This window comes from Reinekea forsetii, assembly GCF_002795845.1.
Taxonomy (GTDB): Bacteria; Pseudomonadota; Gammaproteobacteria; order Pseudomonadales; family Natronospirillaceae; genus Reinekea; species Reinekea forsetii.
The window spans coordinates 3,597,501-3,616,459 of sequence record NZ_CP011797.1 but is presented as its reverse complement, the minus strand read 5'-3'; the positions used below and the strand labels follow the sequence as shown (position 1 = coordinate 3,616,459).

Here is an 18,959-nt window from a genome sequence, read left to right as displayed (position 1 = left end):
GACTCCAATGCAGTATCGTTTGACCCTAAAAATTCTCGGTCTTTTGCTGATGGTATTCAGCCTCTCGATGCTGCCTTCGATTCTGGTTTCGCTCTACTACGAAGACGGCTCCCACAATGCCTTTATCTTCGCCTTTCTAATCGTGATCTGCGTGGGCTTTGGCATGTGGTTACCGGTGCGCCATTGGCACCGCGAAATGCGCACCCGGGACGGCTTTTTTATTACCGTGATGTTCTGGATCGTACTGGCCATCGCCGGTTCGATCCCCCTGTTCTTGGCACCCTCAGTCAATCTCAGTTACACCGATGCCTTCTTTGAATCCTTAAGCGGCCTGACCACCACCGGCGCCACGGTGATTACCGGGATCGATATACTGCCCAAGAGCATTCTCTTCTATCGCCAGCAACTGCAATGGCTCGGCGGCATGGGGATCATCGTACTCGCCGTCGCCGTGCTGCCCATGTTGGGCGTCGGCGGTATGCAGCTGTACCGCACCGAAACCCCAGGTCCGGTTAAGGACAGCAAGCTAACGCCGCGCATCGCGGAGACGGCCAAGGCGCTCTGGTATATCTATCTGACCCTGACCATCGTCTGCGCGCTGGCCTATTGGGCGGCCGGCATGTCCGGCTTTGACGCAGTCGCCCACAGCTTCTCGACGGTCGCGATCGGCGGGTTCTCCACCCATGACGCCTCGCTGGGCTACTTCGACAGCGCGGCGATTGAAATGGTCGCGGTGGTCTTTATGTTGCTGGCAGCGGCCAATTTCGGCCTGCATTACGTCGCTTGGAATGCTAAGTCGCTAAAGCACTATTTCGCCGATCCGGAATACCGCTTCTTCTTAGTCATTGCGGCCATCCTAGTAGCCATCACGGTGTTTGTACTCTGGGTTACCCAGACCTACAGCAATGCGGGTTCACTGCGTTACGGTCTGTTCGAAGCGGTGAGTCTCTTGACCACCACCGGCTTCGGTACCGCGGACTTCTCGACCTGGCCACTGTTTGCGCCCTTTATGCTCTTTATGGCTTCTTTTATCGGCGGCTGTGCCGGCTCCACCGCCGGTGGTATGAAGGTGATTCGGGTGATGCTGATCTTAAAACAGGGTATCCGAGAGATTAAGCGCCTGATCCATCCGAAAGGTATCTTTACCGTCAAGGTGGGTAATCGCCGGGTTGATGATCGGGTGGTTGAATCGGTCTGGGGCTTCTTTAGTGTCTATATCATGTCCTATGCGGTGATCTTCTTTGGCCTGCTGGCCACCGGACTCGATTTCGAGACTACCTGGTCCGCCGTTGGCTCCTCGCTCAATAACCTGGGACCCGGCCTGGGCCAGGTGGCGAATGACTACGGTAGCATCCCGTCCACCGCCAAATGGCTGCTGTGCTTCGCCATGCTCTTGGGTCGACTGGAGATTTTCACCCTGCTGGTGTTGCTGACGCCGCAATACTGGCGCTCCTAAGCTGCACGCAATGATGCGGCCGCACTCATCGATGCCGGCCGTTGCGACGCAACTGCCACATGACCCCCGCTACTGGCCTGTGTATAATGGCCGGCCCTGTTCCAGCCATTGCCATTCATCGGGTAACGTGAGAAAACCATCGTGACTATAGAGACAACAGCACAGACGAGAACCTTTCAAGGATTGATCCTGACCCTGCAACAATACTGGGCCGACCAAGGCTGCGTGCTGATGCAGCCGCTCGATATGGAAGTCGGCGCGGGCACCTCGCACCCGGCGACTTTCTTGCGGGCCCTCGGTCCGGAAACCTGGAATGCCGCCTATGTGCAGCCGTCACGCCGGCCGACCGACGGTCGTTATGGTGAAAACCCCAACCGTCTGCAGCACTACTATCAGTTTCAAGTGGTTCTCAAACCCCATCCCGATAACATTCAGGAACTCTACCTGGGTTCTCTTAAAGCGCTGGGCATCGACCCAACCATCTATGATATCCGCTTTGTCGAAGACAACTGGGAAAACCCGACCCTCGGTGCCTGGGGTCTGGGTTGGGAAGTCTGGCTCAATGGTATGGAGGTGACCCAGTTTACCTATTTTCAACAGGTCGGCGGGCTGGAATGCTATCCGGTGACCGGTGAGGTGACCTATGGTCTGGAACGTCTGGCCATGTATATTCAGGGCGTCGACAGCGTCTACGATCTGGTTTGGACCGTGGGCCCCGATGGCACGCCGGTGACCTATGGTGATGTCTTTCATCAAAACGAAGTCGAGCAATCGACCTACAACTTCGCCCATGCCGATGTCGCCGAACTGTTTCATCAGTTCGATTACCATGCCGCCGAGGCGCAGAAGTTGATCGACCTGGACCTGCCATTACCGGCTTACGAGCAGATTCTCAAATCCGGTCATACTTTTAACTTGCTCGATGCCCGCAAGGCGATCTCGGTGACCGAACGGCAGCGTTATATCCTGCAGATTCGTACCCTGTCGCGCCTGGTGGCGCGCAGCTATTTCGACTCTCGCCTGAAACTGGGCTTCCCCCAGGCACCTGCTGCCTTGCGCGATGAGGTGATCGCCAAAGAAGCGGCCGCCGCGGGAGAGACAAAATGATGACACAAGCCGATTTTCTGATTGAGCTGGGCACCGAAGAATTGCCGCCCAAAGCCCTGAGCACCCTGATGAACGCCTTCGCCGAGGGTATCCTCGAGCGCCTGAGCAGTGCCGGCCTGAGCTTTGATGCCAATGTGCGCTATGGTGCTCCGCGGCGCCTGGCATTGCATATTACCAACTTGCAGCTGCATCAGCCCGATGAACAGATCGAACGACGCGGTCCCGCGCTCAAGGCCGCCTTCGATCCGGCCGGTGAGCCGACCAAGGCCGTGCTCGGCTTTGCCCGCTCCTGCGGCGTTGAGGTCAGCGATCTGGTCACGCTGGAAACCGATAAGGGCGCTTGGTTGGTCTACCAGGGTACCAAGGCGGGTCAAGCGACCGAGGCGCTGTTACCGGGCATCGTGCAGCAGGCGCTCGACAATCTGCCGATTGCCAAACGGATGCGTTGGGGCAGTCGGCGTGATGAGTTCGTCCGCCCGGTGAAATGGCTACTGATGCTGCTCGGTGATCAGGTTGTCCCGACCACCGTCTATGGCGTTGCGGCCGGCAACGTGACCCGTGGCCATCGCTTTCACGCGCCGGTCGAACTGGTGGTGCCGAACCCGGCCGCCTATGCCGACCTACTGCGCAGTGAAGGCAAGGTCATTGCCTCCTTTAGTGAGCGCCATGAGCTGATCGAAACGGCCGTAAAACAGGCCGCGCAGGCCAAGGGCTTAATCGCCGTGATCGATCCGGACCTGCTCGATGAGGTGACCGGACTGAACGAATGGCCAGTGGCCTTAGTCGGTCAGTTTGAAGCGCGTTTTCTCGACGTGCCGGCCGAGGCGCTGATGTCGTCGATGGAAGAACACCAAAAATATTTCCCGACCGTCGATGCCCAAGGTGCGATCCAACCCTATTTTATCTTTATTGCCAATATCGACAGCAGCGACCCCGCGTTGGTGATTGCCGGCAATGAAAAGGTTATTCGACCGCGCCTGGCCGATGCCGCCTTTTTTTGGGAAACCGACAAGAAAACACCGCTGGTCGAGCGCGTTGAGCGCCTGAAGACCTTGATGTTTCAGCAGCAGCTCGGCAGCGTCTTCGATAAAAGCCACCGGTTACAAAGCATTGCCGGTTTTATCGCCGGTGAGATTGGCGCCTCGGTCAGCGCCGCCGAACGCGCTGCGCTGCTGGCCAAGGCCGATCTGGTCACCGATATGGTGTGCGAGTTTACCGATTTGCAGGGTATAGCGGGGCACTATTATGCCCTAGCCGATGGCGAGTCTGAGTCCGTTGCCGCCGCCATCTTGGAGCAGTACAAGCCCGCTGGTGCCGGCGACGATCTGCCGCAGGCGCGCGAAGGTATGGCGCTGGCGCTGGCCGATCGTTTGGATAACCTGTCCGGTCTGTTTGGTATCGGCCAGCCACCGAGCGGTACCAAGGATCCCTTTGCCTTGCGTCGAGCCGCCGTCGGAGTGTTACGGATTCTGGTCGAGCGAAAACTGCCGCTGGATCTGGTCACCCTGGTTGAATTTGCCGCCGCGCAACATGCCAACTTGCCCAAGCAGGACATTGTGGTCGCCGATGTGGTCAGCTATATTCTCGATCGCTTCAGCGCCGGTTATCACGATGCCGGTTTCCGCACCGAGATCTTTCAAGCCGTGCGCGCCCTGAATCCGACCCAGCCCTACGATATCGATTTGCGCGTGCGGGCGGTTGTCGCCTTCAGTCAACTCGATCAGGCCGCCGCCTTGGCTGCCGCCAATAAGCGGGTGTCGAATCTGTTGGCCAAGGTCGATGGCCCGGTCGACACACCGGTCGACCCAAGCCTATTTACTGAGGCGGCCGAGGCCGAGCTGTTTGCGGCCCTGGAGGCGGTCACCAGTAGCGTCACCGAGGCCGTTCAGCAGAGCCATTATGGCTTGGCCCTAACCGAATTGGCGGGGCTGCGCGATGTGGTCGATACCTTCTTCGACCAGGTCATGGTGATGGCCGATGATGCCGCTGTGCGCGCTAATCGCTTGGCCTTGTTGGCCAAGCTGCGCGGTCTGTTTCTGCAAGTTGCGGACATATCCGTTCTCTAACACGGAGCCAGTGGCCCTATGCCCGAATTACCCGAAGTTGAAACCACCCGCCGGGGCGTTGAGCCCCACCTGGTGGGTCGTACCATCAATCGCATGGTGGTTCGGGATGCCCGCTTGCGTTGGCCGATTCCCGATGCACTGCCGGCTTGGGCGCAAGATCAGGTTATAGTGCGCGTCGAGCGGCGCTCCAAATATCTTTTCCTCGTTCTAGAACGCGGGACTGTGTTGGTCCATCTGGGTATGTCGGGCAGCTTGCGCATCCTGCTCGATGACCTAACGCCCACTAAGCACGACCATGTCGATCTGGAACTTGATAACGGCACCAGGCTGCGCTATCACGACCCACGCCGCTTTGGTCTGTGGCTCTATACCGAAACCGACGTTCATAGCCATCGCCTGATTGAAAATCTGGGCCCTGAACCGCTCACCGACGCGTTCGACTTCGACTATCTCTATCCGCGTACGCGCAAACGTAAGACCAAGATTAAGACCCTGCTGATGGATGCCAAGTTGGTCGTTGGGGTGGGGAATATCTATGCCAATGAGGCGCTGTTCTTAAGTGGCATCACCCCGCACAAACTCGCCGGACGATTGACCAAGGCGGAATGCCGCAGCCTAGTCAGCAATGTTAAATCCTTGTTGGCGATGGCCATCAATCAGGGCGGCACCACGCTCAAAGACTTCGTCGGTGCCGATGGCAAGCCGGGCTATTTCGCCCAATCGCTCAACGTCTATGGCCGAGCCGGGCTGCCCTGTCGGCGTTGTGCCACGCTTATTAAGGAAGTGCGCACCAATAACCGCAGTACCTGCTACTGTCACCAGTGTCAGTCCTAGTCTTAAACGGGCACCAATCCGAATGGCCTACTGCCGTTCGTTTCACTAGGTCTATTGGCGACCGGTAACCGTAAAAGCTAGCTCAGCCGAGCCCACACCTAATCGAGGCCACTATGAAATTAGACGATATACGCCGTGAATATACCCAAGCCGGGTTAGACCGGGAACAATTGGACGACCATCCGATGGTGCAGTTTGAGCGTTGGTTGGAGCAGGCCCTGGGCGCCGATTTAAATGCTGATCCGACCGCGATGTCGTTGGCCACCGTCGATGCGCAGGGTCAACCCAGTGCGCGCATTGTGTTGCTTAAAAATGTCGATCAACGCGGCTTTGTCTTCTACACCAATCTGGAAAGCCATAAGGCGAACGACATGGCCGGCAACGCCAAGGTGTGTCTGCACTTTGCCTGGACGCCGCTGGAACGCCAGGTGGTGGTCTATGGTCGGGCAGAAAAGCTGTCGCTGGCCGAGTCGACTAAGTACTTCCTCAGCCGGCCACGCAACAGCCAATTGGCCGCTTGGACCAGTCAACAGAGCCGTACCATCGGGTCGCGCAAATTGTTGGAGCAGGCATTCGAGCAAATCAAACATAAGTTCGGCGAAGGGGAAATACCGATGCCGGCCTTTTGGGGGGGCTATCGCGTAGTGCCCACTCAAATCGAATTTTGGCAGGGTCGCGGGGCGCGTCTGCACGATCGCTTTATGTATCGGGCCGATGGTGAGTCTTGGCAGTTGGATCGCCTACAGCCCTGATTAGGTCCCCTTCCTGGGGTTGGGTTGAGCAAACTGGGCAAAAAACCTGGCCGTTATAGAAAGGGGCGAATATCGATGCCCAATTGACGCCGGTCGAGGGTGTTGATGATTGCATAGGCGCAGTTTTTACTGGCCAGATCGATGATCTCCGGTGTAACCGTCCGCTGCTCTTTGGTGTTGTAGAACAGCCGCACCATCGGCTGTTTCGGCTGGCGCCGATTGGCGCCGATAATCACCGCGGCGCGCTCATGCGATAATTCCACTAGGGTGCCGACCGGGTAGGCCGATAAACAACGGATAAAGTCATAGACCAAGTCCTTATCGAGATGGAAAATACTCCACTCGATGAGTTTTTTTAGCGCCTGCTTCGGCTCCATGCCACTGTGGTAGACCCGGTCGGCGGTGACCGCATCGTAGACATCACAGATGGCCGCCATACGGCCATAGAGAGAAATCTCGCTAGCCGGCAGATTGCGCGGATAGCCGCTGCCATCCAATCGTTCATGGTGAATCGAGCAGATGGAGCGAGTGATGTCGGATAGGCCGGCGGTGACGGCCAAAATCTGTTCACCGTAGGTGACATGGCGCTTCATTTCATCCCATTCATCCGGCTCGAGTTTGCCGCTCTTATTGAGTATCTCCGCCGGAACCAGGACCTTGCCGATATCGTGCAGTAACCCACCGGCGACCAATTGATGAATGGTGCTATCGTCCATCCTTTGGGCCTTGGCAAAAATCCCCAGCAGTAAGGCCACATTAACCGAATGTTCGAGCAAGTACTGGTCTTTGGTGCGGATAAAGGACAGGCAGGTCAGGGCATTTTCATTGGCATTGAGTGACTCAATCAGATCGCTCGCCGAGTTGTCGACCGCGTCGGCGTTGACGCCCTTGCCGGTCTTAATATCTTCGATGATGCCACCGACCAGTTGCTTGGCTGCGCCATAGCGTTGTTCCGCGCGGTCCCGCTCCTGAGTCACCGTAGCCGGTCGGCCGCCCGGCTTTGCGCCCATGGCTCCGCTCTGGAGGCTGAGTGAATTAAATTGATTGGCCTGGAGCTGTTTAACCGCATCCGCGGCCTGGCCTTGTAAGCAATCGACACCCTTATCGGTATCGATAAAGAGTTCAGTCACGCCGAGCGCTCGAATCTTATCGATAACCAGCTGGTTCTTAACGAGCCCGTTGCGCGCAGCATTGGTGCGTGGAATCCATTGGTTATTGAGGTCCGCTATATACATGCCAGGTGAGAGTTGGCCAATGCTGATCTGTTTTATCAAGAGACGTCGGCCTAAGGAAGATGACTCCCTAAAGCATAGACCATTTTGACAAGGGTCAACCCCGTTTGTCGATGCCTGAGCTGCCTAAGCGCAAGCGGCCTTGCCAGCGGATACCTCAGAGCTTAGATAATAGCGATTTTTTTGTCGCCGGGCCCGCCCGCCGTCTCGACCGTGCCAATCTTATGGACGCCCGCCCATTCAATCAGTAGCGCACCCGTTGGCGCCGGCACCGCGATCAGCAGCCCACCATTGGTCTGCGGGTCGAGCAAGCAGGCCAGTAATGCCGCGCTCACCGAGCCGACCCGGCAATCGAGTAACAAGGGCTGCAACTGTGGCCAGAGGCTTGACTGCACACCCTGTTCGCTGAGCGCTAAGGCGTCGACCATCAAGGGCACCGCGGCACTGTCGAGCACAACTGTGCAGTCGGTTTGTCGCACCATCTCCAGCAAATGGCCCACCAGACCAAAGCCGGTTACATCGGTCGCGGCGTGCACCGGATGATCCTGCAACGCGATAAAGAAATCTCGATTCGACGCCAGCAGATGCTGCCAGAGGTCAGTCCTTGCAGCGGTCGAGGCGATATTCTGCTGGCCGGCGGCCAGTAAAATGCCACTGCCCAAGGGTTTATTGAGCAGCAGCCAATCACCGTGCTGGAGGCCGGATTTCGGCCAGCGTCCCGATCCGGCGCCATTGACCACCAACGCGACATGGGTTTCCTGCCCTTCGCTGCTATGGCCGCCGATCAGGGTTGTCTCATGGTGAATCAGGGTCTGGCTGATCCCGGTCATCAAGCGCGTGAAGTCACGCTTGAGGAGCCGTGGATGGCTGAACGCCAAATTGGCCCAGACCTGAGCACTGGTCGGGGCGATGCCCATGGCATAGAGGTCATTGATGGCGTGATGGGTGGCTACCACGCCGAGCCGATAGAGGTCATCGGTGAAGGCTCGGAAGCCATCTAAGCTCTGCCAAGCCGGTTGGTCTGCGATGCGCAGCGCAACGGCCGCATCTTCGGCTTGGGTCAGATCGGCAGCCAGTTCGGCGCGCGGATAAAGCGGTAAATTTTGCAAGGTCTCGGCCAATAGACCCGGACCGACCTTGCTGCCGCAACCGGCACAGTGCATCGGCTCAGTCATGGTCATGTTCTGACCCGGCAGGCCCGACCCGAACAGTGCCATAAATTTGCGGTCGATCGAATCTTTCCAGCGCCAGACCCAGCGTCCAGAAAACCCTATGCCATTACGCTGCCCGACCGCGCGTTGATCGCCGAGCGAAATAAGCGATAGAAAGTCGCGCTGCAGGCCAAGCGGTCTGAGCTTTTGCTGGGCAAAGACGGCACGTAGATTTTTCAGCAGGAAGGGGGCCGAGCGCACTGCAAAGACCCCCGCCTTAGGCCGAGGCGAGGCCACCATGGCAGCGACATCGCCACAGGCGAACACCTCAGGGTTGGAGGTGCTTTGCAGATAGGCATTGACTGCAATAAAGCCTTGGTCGTCGACCGCCAAGCCAGCCAAGCCGGGCCAGCTCGGGGCTGCAGCGGGCGTACACCAAAGCGACTTATCCATCGCCAGGGTCTGGCCATCGGTGGCGGTCAGCCGGTCAGCGGTGACCTCGGCGACGCGAAAATTAGTCACCCAGTGGATGCCATAGCGTTTTAGCGCCGCTGCCACGGCGCGCTGTACGGCAGCTCCATACGCGGGCAAGAGCGTGGTGCCAGACTGCACCAGCGACAGTTCTAAGGGCCGCCCCTCTTGAGCAAAGCGTGCCGCGATCGCCAGCACCACCTCGATACCGGCCGGACCGCCGCCGATGACCGCCCAGTGCGGTCGGGTGCCCGGCCCGCGTTGGTCGAGCAGATCTTGCCATAGGTGCGTCAGTTGACTGATCGGCTTGACCCCGATGGCAAACTCGCGCGCGCCGGGCACGGCCAGGTTCGGTGTCGATCCGGTGTTAATCGAGACGCGGTCGTAGCTGAGCGGCGGCTGGTCGGCCAGTTGCAGTTGTTTTCGTTCGAGGTCGATTCCGGTCACTCGGGCATGGATAAAGCGCACCTGGGCCGCTTGGCACAGGCGTGGCAGATCCAGATGGGTTTCCTCGACACTATAGTGCCCGGCCAAATAACCGGGCAACATACCAGAATAGGGGGTTAGTAGTGTGTCCGAGACCAGAGTTAAGCGGACGCCCGCTATGGGTTTCATCGCCAACATGCGCAGTACCAGCGCATGGCTATGGCCACCGCCAACAAAAACCAGATCCCGTTCGATCATCTCAGTGTTTCCCGCTGTGATCATTGCAGTGTCCTGCGTAGGGTAAATTTCGCCGACTGATAGGCCAGCCAGAGCGTACCGAGGGGGAATCAAGATGGACTTGAACAACATGCCGATACCCGGAGCTGGCCGCGCTGAGTGCCGCTACTGGGCTTGTTGAGCCAGCCATTGCAGAATCTCCTGGTGATTGCCTTCGAAGAGGGTGTGCTCTGCCTTGCTGGCAAATTGGTAGTCATACATGGGGTCGTAATAGTCGGACAGCAGTATTTCAACTAAATTCTCAAACTGGGTCCAGCCCCCGCGCTGGGCCAGATCGACCAGCCCGGCGTCGAGGCACTGAATCAACCGAGCAAAGCGCACACCACCGAGGCGTTTCTGTATTCGGGTCAGGGCACCGCGGACAAACTCATCCAAATAGGCTAGGGCCACTTGCTCACCGTGACAGAGGTGGCGCTGATAGGCGTCCTGAAAATAGTCTCGACAAATCCGTTGAATGCGTTGTTCCAACGGCACGGTCAACTTGACGATGGGCGCTCCTTGGCTGAGCACCAAAAATTCCGGCAATACGGCCACCCGGCCAATCAACCGGCCCTCATCCTCGAACAGCACCGGTCCGGAACTGCGCGCCGCAAGTTTGAGCCAGGCGACCGACCAGGCATTTTCAAAATCGATTTGCGCCGGTTGCGTGCTGCCGGTGTACCCGAAGGCACTGCCGCGATGATTGGCCATGCCTTCCAAATCAATCGCCTGATCAACCGAGCGAATTACCTCGGTCTTGCCCGAGCCGGTGGCGCCCGATAGCACCCTGATATGGCCGACCCTTAAGCGCTCGTGTAACTGTTCGAGCAAAAAAGACCGCAATGCCTTGTAACCGCCCTCGATCATGGGCAGATCAACCCCGGCGTCGCTGAGCCACTGCTGGCTGATGCGTGAGCGCAGGCCGCCGCGAAAACAATAGAGGACGGCCTCCGGATGCTCTGCCGCAAAGGCGACCCAAGCCTGCACGCGTTCGGCCTTGAGGTCGCCCTGGACCAGCTGATGGCCCAAATCGATCGCCGCCGCCTGGCCTTGTTCTTTATAGCAGGTCCCAACAGCCTCCCGTTCGTGATCAACCATAAGCGGCCGATTGTGTGAGCTGGGAAAGGCACCCTTGGCGTATTCCACGGGTGCCCGGACATCTATCATGGGTCGGTCCTGCAAAAACAGGCTGGTAAAGTCGCGAATCGGTTGCACAGGCCTTCCTAAGGTTGGGGTTGCAGGGTTGTTGTCAGCGGGTCGGCCGGCAACGCTCTATCGTAAATCAATGAGCCGCGGCGCGACAGCCAAGCGGTGCTCAGCAGGGATAATAGCAGCATCAGCGAGAGCATAACGGGAAAGCCGAGAAACTCGGCAATGGCACCCATTATTAACGCGCCCAAGGCGGCACCGGCGATGGCGAGGGTAATCCATAAGCTGAGCACCCGGCCGCGCATCCCATCCACGGTCTGACGCTGCAAGAGAATCTGCGAGCCAGTACCCAATAGGGTCATCAGCAGGCTAATCAAACCAATAAAGACCGACATCGGCCAAATTGATAACCGAAACAGGAGCGGTACAATCGCCAGAGCGGTGAAAAACATGGCCCCGATCAATACGCGCACCAGGCGTCGGGTGTCGCGCCCGAGGGTGGACATATACCAGCCACCAAGAATCGACCCCGCCCCGGCGAATGCGGTTAGGGTGGCCAGGTCGGTTGCCGTGCCGGCGGTAAATAGACCCGACAGGGCCGGCAGCAGTTCCATTAGCGAGCGGGCGACCTGGCTGTTGATCAGAGTGAGGGTACAGAGTAGCCGAATCGCGGGGTCGGACCAGCTGAACCGTACACCGGCGGTAAACTCCTGCCAACCATTGGCAGGCCGGCTGCTGGCCGTGCGACCTGCTGGACTGGCATGTTCATCCAGGAGCAGATTGAGCAGGGCGGCGGTTAAAAAGGCCAAACCGGCCAGCACCAGAACCCCACTCGGGCTCATAAAGGTCAGGCACCCGGCGGCAATGGCGGGCGCAACGATGCGCGAACTGTTAAACACCATGGCGCCTAAGCCAACGGCATTACTGAGTTCATCCGGGCTCACCAAACGAGGGATCAGGGCCAGGCGTAAGGGCGAGCCGGCGGCAGCAATCGCGCCGAAGGCAAAGGTAAGGGTTAAGAGCAGCGCCAGGCTCAGTGGCGAGAAGCGCAGCAGGCCAATAGCCAATAGCGTAACCGTCGCTTGGCAGGCCAGCCAATAGATCATGCCGCGCCTAAGATTGATGCGATCGGAAATAACGCCAAAGATCGGCGTGATAATCAGCGAGGGTAACAGCAGGCTGGTGCTGGCCACCCCGACCCAAAAAAATGACGTAGTTTGTTGCCAAATAAGCCAGGCCAACAGAAAACGTATCATCCAGACGGCCAGTGTGGCGAAACAGGAAGCGATAAAATAGATGCGAAATTGGCTGTTCAGTAAGGCGGAGGTGTTCGACATTAATTCTGGATCCAGGGGATAGGCGGCCAGTCTAACAGAGTGCACGGTCGAACCGCGCTCGATGTCAGAAAAGTCTCAGTCGAGCGCACACGATTCGATTGAAGCCCAAAACGGGGTTGAATCATACACAATGACCCCAACTGACCAGGGTAGGACAAAATTTACGCTTAATTCGTCGACCCAGGTCGACGCTGCCCAAACCCTTCACAGTCGGGCTTAGGCTAACTTGATACTCATATATGTAATCGATAGGACAACCCAATGATTGAAGAAAATAAGGTAGTGACGCTCCAGTATAATGTGCAGGACAGCGATGGAATCCTGATCGACAGCTCCGAAGCGAACGATCCCCTCGTCTACTTGCACGGCGGCCATAATATTATTTCTGGCCTGGAGAGTGCGCTCCTGGGTAAAGCCAGCGGGGACGAATTTGACGTGGTGATTGAACCATTGGACGCCTACGGCGAACACGATGAAGCCCTGGTGCAGGTTGTGCCGAAGAGTGCCTTTGAAGGCGTCGAACAGATTGAACCCGGCATGGTATTTACCGCTGATACGCCGAATGGCCCGATGCAACTGACCGTTACGGCGATGGACGGTGACGACATCACCATCGATCCGAACCACCCTTTGGCGGGTAAAACCCTGCACTTTACCGGTTCTATCACCGAAGTACGCGATGCCACCGAAGAAGAATTGGAACATGGGCATGTGCACGGAGCCGGTGGCCACCAGCATTGATCCCTTGGGTTGCTGAGTCTCTGGCCAACGGTCGAGGCTTAGCAACCCAATTAGGCTGGTCCATCAGCGCCCTTCTTTTCGTGCGCTCTAGGTACTATCCTTACCGTTGGGGTGCCGCTCGCCGATTCAGGCGGAGGTCGCAATCGTTTATCGACCCAGAGGGACGAATTCATGGCAATCTTACCGCTAGTTTGGCTCGTGCTGGGTGTCCTCTTGATACTGATGGAGCTGGTGATGCCTGGCGCCGTGCTCGGCTTTATCGGCGCAGCCGCGCTGCTGACCGGCGGCCTAATCCATTTCGGTCATATCTCTGGAATGGCCAATATTCTGCTAACCTTTTTTATCGCCTCAATCGCCTTTGTATTGGTTCTGCGCACCGGACTGCTTAGGCTTTATCCGTCCGAATCGCGAGTTGATAATACCGACGAGCTGGTCGATGCTATGGGTCAGATTGTGCTGGTGCAGGACGCGATAACGCCCTCTGGGCGAGGTCGTATTCAATACTCAGGCACCAGCTGGCCGGCCCAGGCGAAGGTTGAGCTAGGCGCCGGCGAATCGGCGACCATTATCGGTCGAGATGGCAATTGTTTTATCGTTAAACCACTGGAAGGGAATTAAGATGACACTCTTTACCATACTGGCGCTGGCCGCCTTCTTTATCCTCAAGCTATTTCTGATCGTGGTGCCGATGCGCGAGTCCTTTGTGATCGAGCGGCTCGGGAAGTTTCGCACTGTTTTTCAGCCCGGTCTGCATCTAATTGTGCCCTTTATTGATCGAGTAGCCTATCGCCATGAAATTCGCGAACAGGTCTTCGATATCCCGCCGCAGCACTGTATCACCAAGGACAATATCCAGGTGGAAATCGACGGCCTGGTCTATCTCAAGGTCATGGATCCGCAGTTGGCCAGCTATGGCATCGGCGACTACAGCCTGGCGGCCATCAATATGGCCCAGACCACCATGCGGTCTGAGGTGGGTAAGCTGTCCTTGGGGGAAATCTTCTCCGAGCGCGAAACGCTCAACGAAACAATCGTGCGGGAAATTGACCGGGCCTCGGAAAGCTGGGGCATCAAGGTGTACCGCTACGAGGTCGCCAATATCAGTCCATCGGCCCATGTGGTCACCACACTCGAGAAACAGATGGTCGCAGAGCGCGACCGACGCGCCGATATCACCTTGGCCACGGCCGAGAAAGAAGCCAAGATCAATATGTCGGAAGGGGTTCGTCAAGAAGCGATCAACCTGTCGATCGGTGAACGTCAACGGCGTATCAATATAGCCGAAGGCCGCGGTCGAGAAATCTCCCTGTTGGCTGGCGCCCAGGCTACCGGCATTGCGCTTGTCGCGGAGGCGATCAATAAGCCCGGCGGCAATACGGCCATCAAGATGCGTCTGGTCGATCAGTTTGTCGAAGAGCTGGGCAAGATTTTGGCGAGCTCCGACATCTCGGTGTTGCCGGGTGAGATGGCCCGCGTGAAGGGCATCTTCGAAGGTGTCGATCAAGTAACTAAACAGTTTAAAAGCTAAGGCGACCGACCTATGGAATCTAACTCAATAGCAGATACGTTTAACGTCGCGGTTTGGGCGGTCATCTTCATCACGGTGACCTTTCAATTTTTTCGCTCGCTCTATTTCGTGCCGACCAAGATGGCCTATATTGTCGAGCGTTTTGGCCGCTATCAACGCACGTTGGAACCTGGCTTTCACGCCATCGTACCGTTCGTCGATAAGGTTTCTGACCGCGTTAACCTGAAAGAAATGACCGTCGATGTGCCGCCGCAATATTGTTTTTCTAAGGATGAGATTAACCTGCAGGTCGATGGTGTAATCTATCTGGCGGTCGAGGATCCGAGCAAGGCCTCCTATGGCATCGTCGACTATATGGATGCGGCCGTGCAGTTGGCGCGCACCACAACCCGGTCGGTGATTGGCACCCTGGATCTGGAACGCACCTTTGAAGAGCGTGACCTGGTCAGCTCCAAGGTCGTTGAAGTGCTCAATGCCGCCGGTCGTGCCTGGGGTATTCGCGTCTTGCGCTTCGAGATTAAAAACATCCTGCCCCCTGCCAGCGTCAACGAGGCGATGGAACGGCAGGTCACCGCCGAGCGAGAAAAGCGCGCCATCTTGGCGAAAAGCCTCGGGGACAAGCAGTCGCGCATCAATGTCTCTGAAGGTGTGATGACCGAAACCATTAACGTCTCCGAAGGTGATAAGCAGCAGTTGATCAATGAGGCCGAAGGTAAGGCGCAAGAGATCTTGACCATCGCCAAGGCGACGTCAGAGTCGATCGAGAAAATTGGTGCGGCGATTCATGCCGAGGGTGGCGAGGCGTCTATTCGGCTGCAATTGGCCGAAAAGCTCTTTACCAAGGTCGGCACCCTAGCCGATGCCACGACCCGAGTGGTACTGCCGGCCAATGTCGCCGACTTCCACGGCTGGTTGCGTATGGCCGATTTAGAACTGATCGCCGACAAGAAGTAGGCTGAGCCCAGAGGCCCCGGGTTGAGCGCCTTACGCGCGTTCAACCCGGGGCTCAGTTAGCCGTTTAACAGCGCGCGCAAATCACTGATGGTGCGCGCATTGCTCGCCTTATCGGCCGGTGAGTCAATCTTGTCGGTACCAATCCACTTCACGTCTTCCTGCGGTAACTCATCTAAAAAGCGACTCGGCGTACAGTCGTGCAGCTCGCCGAACTGTTTGCGTTTGGCGGCGTAGGTCAGGGTGAGGGTGGTTTGTGCCCGGGTAATGCCGACATACATCAGACGTCGTTCTTCTTCTATATCGCCCGACTCGATCGAGTTTCGGTGCGGCAGCAACTCTTCCTCCATACCGATGACAAAGACATAGGGGAATTCCAATCCTTTGGAGGCGTGCAAGGTCATCAATTGCACAGCGTCGGTTTCATCCTCCTCTTCCTGTCGATCCATCAGGTCGCGCAATACCAGCTTGCCGATCGCATCGCCGATCGCCAGGTCCGAGTCGTCCTCATCATTGCCCTTTTCCAGCATAGACTGTAGGCCATCGACCAGGATATGGACATTGGCGAGGCGCTTCTCCGCCATCTTGTCGCTCTGACTGTCTTGCCGCAGCCAGGCCTCATAGTTGATATCGGTGAGCATCTCGCGGATCACCACGACCGGATCCTCGACCGTGTGTAACTTATGGATAGTACGCTCGAGCCAGGCGCTGAAACGCTCCAAGCGGGCGCCGGACTTGGCCGATAGATGCTGGCGCAGGCCGATTTCGCTGCTCGCCGCGGACAGGCTGACACCGCGCACGGCGGAATAGTCGTTGAGCTTTTCCAGCGTCGCCGCGCCGATCTCCCGGCGCGGGGTATTGATAATGCGTAAAAAGGCCGCGTCATCATCGGGGTTGATCAGCAAACGCAGATAGCTCATCAGATCCTTGATCTCAGCCTTGGCGAAGAATGAGGTGCCGCCGTTGATCTTGTAGGGAATCCGATTCTGTTGCAGCTTCATCTCCATAATGCGCGACTGATGATTGCCCCGATAGAGGATAGCAAAGTCGCGGTAGTCGGCCCGGCGCACCAGATGTTGATGCAGTATTTCGTTGGCCACCCGTTCGGCCTCGGACTCATCCGAGCCGGAACGGATAATGCGGATCGGATCCCCGAACGTCTTGTCGCTCCACAGGGTCTTCTTGAAGACGTGTGGATTATTGTCGATAACGGTGTTAGCTGCCTTTAAAATCAGGCCAGTCGAGCGGTAGTTTTGCTCCAGCTTAACCAGCCTTAGGTGCGGAAAGTCTTCCTGCAACTGGACCAGATTTTCCGGTCGCGCACCGCGCCAGCTATAGACCGACTGATCATCATCACCGACCACAGTAAAGCGTTGGTTCTCGCCGACCAGCAGTTTGACCAACAGGTATTGGGAAATATTGGTGTCCTGGTACTCATCGACCAGCAGATAGCGGATCCGCCGCTGCCATTTGCCGAGCACTTCGGCGTTGTTTAAAAATAGGGTCGCCGGCAAGCGAATCAGGTCGTCAAAGTCGACCGCGTTGTAGGCGCTGAGCATCCGGTTGTATTCGGCATAGATCGCCACGGCCAATTCGTGGTTGCCGTCCTCCATCTTGCCGACCAGCTGCTCCGGGTCCTTAAGATCGTTTTTCCACAGGCTAATCAGGTTGCGAAAATAATCGAGTTCATCGGCCGCATTGGGCGCCGTGCGCAAGATGATATCCTTGATCAGGGCCTTGGAATCGTGGTCATCGAACAGGGTGAAGTTGCTCTTAAGGCCCAGATGGAGGGACTCCTTGCGGAGAATATTCAGACCCAGGTTATGGAAGGTCGAGACGATTAGACCATGGGCCTGCTTGCCCTTAACCAGCTTGCTGACGCGGGCCTTCATTTCTCGAGCGGCCTTATTGGTAAAGGTCACGGCGGCTATATTGTGGGCCTTATAACCGCATTCCTGAATCAGATAGGCGATTTTTTGGGTGATCACCGACGTTTTACCCGACCCCGCGCCGGCCAGCACCAGCAGAGGCCCACTGATGTACTGTACGGATTCTTGTTGGCTGGGATTGAGTTGGGTGGCCATGTCAGTGGGGTTACCAGGAAAGGAGCAGGAATTTTAACAGCCCGTGGATGTTCACCCAAGGGAAGTTTTATATTGGCTCTAAATGGATCTTTTTATGCCGGATTATTGACGATGCTGCGGATCAGCTTCACACAGCGATAATAATATGGCTGGGTCAAGGCTTAACCTGCGGCTACCCACAGGCCCTGCCCCCCGATTGATGCACCTAAGCCCGGTGGCTCGGTGCGCTATCCATTTAGGCAGGGCACAGGTCGATGCTGGGCTATTCGCTATCCAATAGAACGATCTGATGCGGCTCAATACGGATCTTCTGTAGCTTGAAAAGCCGGCCGATCGCATTTTTAAAGTTACCCTTGCTGACCTGAAAGGTACTGTAGATGGCCTCGGGCGAGCTCTTATCGGACAGCGGCAGCGTGCCGCCATTGACCTTGAGCTCGACCAAAATACGCTCGCCTATATCGAGGCGGGCTTCGTGGCCCTGAAGCTGAATCGCCAGATCGATCTTCTGGTCTTCGCGGATATTCTTAATATAGCCCGACAACTGCTGGCCCACCTTGAGCGGCTGCAGTAGGTCGGCGTTTAGAATCATACCCAGGTACAGTTGATCGACGACCGCCTTATAGCCAATATCGGTGCGGCCGACGACCAGTAGGCTGACTCGATCATTGACGCTATAGTTGCTGGTTTCTTCGCGCAGATAATTGCTCAATTTGGCCGAGCCGGTAATGCGCATGGTGTGTTCATCGACAAATAGATAGACCACGTGAGTTTGCCCCACTTCCATCGGCTTGCGTTGCTGGCCGAGTGGCACCAACAACTCCTTGGGCAGACCCCAGTCCAAAAAAGCACCAAAGGAGGTAGTGTCCTTGACTTCCAAGGCGGCACACATGCCCACCTCAGCCTTGGGCTTCAGGCTGGTGGCAATCAGTCGATCTTCTGAATCCAGATAGATAAAGACATTGATCCAGTCACCCAGCTCGGTATCGGGTGGCACCTGAGTCTTCGGAAGCAGGATTGCCTCAAGGTTCTCGCCATCGAGATAGACCCCAAAGTCCATAATAGAGGTGACTTCAAGGGTGTTGTACTTGCCGATTTGTGCCATGGAGCCCACCAAAAAGGGGAAAAGGCGCAGTATAAGGGAAAAAATGGATTTTAGCATGGGTCGCGCAGCTGGATGTTATAGCACCCGATGCCCCGGTTACGTTGTTGGTCCGGTAAGACAGTGGGCATAATAGGGCGCAACAATATGTAACTTCGTTTTCTAGCTCGGAACGGCTCCCGTCTCCAATAGTGGGCGAATCGTCCTTTAAAGGTACCTTCATGCGTGTATTACTTCTCACCCTGAGTTTATGTTATTCCGCCAGCGTCATAGGCGCATCGATATGGCATGTACAAGGC

General features: G+C 56.9%; 16 protein-coding genes (1 of these 16 only partly in view). 10 read left to right on the top strand and 6 right to left on the bottom strand.

Translation table 11 applies throughout. The features are described from left to right. The first annotated feature begins 7 nt into the window (after positions 1 to 7). From REIFOR_RS16490 to pdxH, 5 genes are all read left to right on the top strand, one after another. A complete protein-coding gene (locus REIFOR_RS16490; protein WP_100258597.1) occupies positions 8 to 1,456 on the top strand; it encodes a TrkH family potassium uptake protein in 1,449 nt (482 codons plus the stop codon). Between the two features lie 141 nt (positions 1,457 to 1,597). Then, positions 1,598 to 2,563, top strand: coding sequence for a glycine--tRNA ligase subunit alpha (glyQ, locus tag REIFOR_RS16485; protein ID WP_227003715.1), 966 nt, complete (start codon positions 1,598 to 1,600; stop codon positions 2,561 to 2,563). Next, entirely contained in the window at positions 2,560 to 4,629 is a 2,070-nt protein-coding gene (gene glyS, locus REIFOR_RS16480) for a glycine--tRNA ligase subunit beta (RefSeq protein ID WP_319418066.1), read from the top strand. The genes glyQ and glyS overlap by 4 nt, the downstream gene beginning before the upstream one ends. A gap of 18 nt (positions 4,630 to 4,647) precedes the next feature. Beyond that, positions 4,648 to 5,463 carry a bifunctional DNA-formamidopyrimidine glycosylase/DNA-(apurinic or apyrimidinic site) lyase gene (mutM, locus tag REIFOR_RS16475; RefSeq protein WP_100258595.1) on the top strand — a complete coding sequence of 272 codons (816 nt, stop codon included), beginning with the start codon at positions 4,648 to 4,650 and terminating at the stop codon, positions 5,461 to 5,463. Positions 5,464 to 5,576: 113 nt separating this feature from the next. After that, on the top strand, positions 5,577 to 6,215 hold the full coding sequence (gene pdxH / locus REIFOR_RS16470; protein ID WP_100258594.1) for a pyridoxamine 5'-phosphate oxidase: 639 nt from the start codon (positions 5,577 to 5,579) through the stop codon (positions 6,213 to 6,215). A gap of 53 nt (positions 6,216 to 6,268) precedes the next feature. Here the strand turns inward: pdxH and REIFOR_RS16465 are convergent, their stop codons facing one another. The 4 genes from REIFOR_RS16465 to REIFOR_RS16450 form a co-directional block, all read right to left on the bottom strand. Next, a complete protein-coding gene (locus REIFOR_RS16465) occupies positions 6,269 to 7,489 on the bottom strand; it encodes an HD-GYP domain-containing protein (RefSeq protein WP_100258593.1) in 1,221 nt (406 codons plus the stop codon). Between the two features lie 122 nt (positions 7,490 to 7,611). After that, positions 7,612 to 9,777, bottom strand: coding sequence for a selenide, water dikinase SelD (selD, locus tag REIFOR_RS16460; protein WP_227003714.1), 2,166 nt, complete (start codon positions 9,775 to 9,777; stop codon positions 7,612 to 7,614). Between the two features lie 120 nt (positions 9,778 to 9,897). Continuing rightward, entirely contained in the window at positions 9,898 to 10,986 is a 1,089-nt protein-coding gene (mnmH, locus tag REIFOR_RS16455) for a tRNA 2-selenouridine(34) synthase MnmH (protein WP_100258592.1), read from the bottom strand. 8 nt (positions 10,987 to 10,994) lie between these two features. Continuing rightward, positions 10,995 to 12,257 carry an MFS transporter gene (locus tag REIFOR_RS16450; protein WP_100258591.1) on the bottom strand — a complete coding sequence of 421 codons (1,263 nt, stop codon included), beginning with the start codon at positions 12,255 to 12,257 and terminating at the stop codon, positions 10,995 to 10,997. Positions 12,258 to 12,518: 261 nt separating this feature from the next. Here REIFOR_RS16450 and REIFOR_RS16445 point away from each other — a divergent pair, with 261 nt between their 5' ends. From REIFOR_RS16445 to REIFOR_RS16430, 4 genes are all read left to right on the top strand, one after another. Further along, positions 12,519 to 12,998, top strand: coding sequence for an FKBP-type peptidyl-prolyl cis-trans isomerase (locus REIFOR_RS16445; protein WP_100258590.1), 480 nt, complete (start codon positions 12,519 to 12,521; stop codon positions 12,996 to 12,998). Positions 12,999 to 13,169: 171 nt separating this feature from the next. Then, entirely contained in the window at positions 13,170 to 13,616 is a 447-nt protein-coding gene (locus REIFOR_RS16440; RefSeq protein ID WP_100258589.1) for an NfeD family protein, read from the top strand. Position 13,617: 1 nt separating this feature from the next. Next, positions 13,618 to 14,526, top strand: coding sequence for an SPFH domain-containing protein (locus tag REIFOR_RS16435; RefSeq protein WP_100258588.1), 909 nt, complete (start codon positions 13,618 to 13,620; stop codon positions 14,524 to 14,526). Positions 14,527 to 14,538: 12 nt separating this feature from the next. Then, positions 14,539 to 15,480: an SPFH domain-containing protein gene (locus tag REIFOR_RS16430; RefSeq protein WP_100258587.1), complete on the top strand. Its 942-nt coding sequence runs from the start codon at positions 14,539 to 14,541 to the stop codon at positions 15,478 to 15,480. A gap of 56 nt (positions 15,481 to 15,536) precedes the next feature. Here the strand turns inward: REIFOR_RS16430 and rep are convergent, their stop codons facing one another. Further along, positions 15,537 to 17,561 carry a DNA helicase Rep gene (gene rep, locus REIFOR_RS16425; protein WP_100258586.1) on the bottom strand — a complete coding sequence of 675 codons (2,025 nt, stop codon included), beginning with the start codon at positions 17,559 to 17,561 and terminating at the stop codon, positions 15,537 to 15,539. Between the two features lie 262 nt (positions 17,562 to 17,823). After that, entirely contained in the window at positions 17,824 to 18,663 is an 840-nt protein-coding gene (locus REIFOR_RS16420) for a CvfB family protein (protein WP_100258585.1), read from the bottom strand. A 218-nt stretch (positions 18,664 to 18,881) separates the two neighbouring features. On the opposite strand from REIFOR_RS16420, the gene REIFOR_RS16415 reads away from it, so the two are divergent. Next, on the top strand, positions 18,882 to 18,959 hold the start of the coding sequence (locus REIFOR_RS16415) for a TraB/GumN family protein (RefSeq protein ID WP_100258584.1). Its footprint extends 792 nt past the window's final position; only the first 78 of its 870 coding nucleotides appear in the window; the start codon lies at positions 18,882 to 18,884; its stop codon lies off the right edge, out of view.

Bases quoted from the DNA above. Each gene is read 5' to 3' on its own strand.
- selD (WP_227003714.1), bottom strand. From the start codon at position 9,777: ATGATCACAGCGGGAAACACTGAGATGATCGAACGGGATCTGGTTTTT.
- mutM (WP_100258595.1), top strand. From the start codon at position 4,648: ATGCCCGAATTACCCGAAGTTGAAACCACCCGCCGGGGCGTTGAGCCC.
- REIFOR_RS16445 (WP_100258590.1), top strand. From the start codon at position 12,519: ATGATTGAAGAAAATAAGGTAGTGACGCTCCAGTATAATGTGCAGGAC.
- REIFOR_RS16420 (WP_100258585.1), bottom strand. From the start codon at position 18,663: ATGGCACAAATCGGCAAGTACAACACCCTTGAAGTCACCTCTATTATG.
- REIFOR_RS16450 (WP_100258591.1), bottom strand. From the start codon at position 12,257: ATGTCGAACACCTCCGCCTTACTGAACAGCCAATTTCGCATCTATTTT.
- REIFOR_RS16435 (WP_100258588.1), top strand. From the start codon at position 13,618: ATGACACTCTTTACCATACTGGCGCTGGCCGCCTTCTTTATCCTCAAG.
- REIFOR_RS16490 (WP_100258597.1), top strand. From the start codon at position 8: ATGCAGTATCGTTTGACCCTAAAAATTCTCGGTCTTTTGCTGATGGTA.
- pdxH (WP_100258594.1), top strand. From the start codon at position 5,577: ATGAAATTAGACGATATACGCCGTGAATATACCCAAGCCGGGTTAGAC.
- REIFOR_RS16440 (WP_100258589.1), top strand. From the start codon at position 13,170: ATGGCAATCTTACCGCTAGTTTGGCTCGTGCTGGGTGTCCTCTTGATA.
- rep (WP_100258586.1), bottom strand. From the start codon at position 17,561: ATGGCCACCCAACTCAATCCCAGCCAACAAGAATCCGTACAGTACATC.
- glyS (WP_319418066.1), top strand. From the start codon at position 2,560: ATGATGACACAAGCCGATTTTCTGATTGAGCTGGGCACCGAAGAATTG.
- REIFOR_RS16430 (WP_100258587.1), top strand. From the start codon at position 14,539: ATGGAATCTAACTCAATAGCAGATACGTTTAACGTCGCGGTTTGGGCG.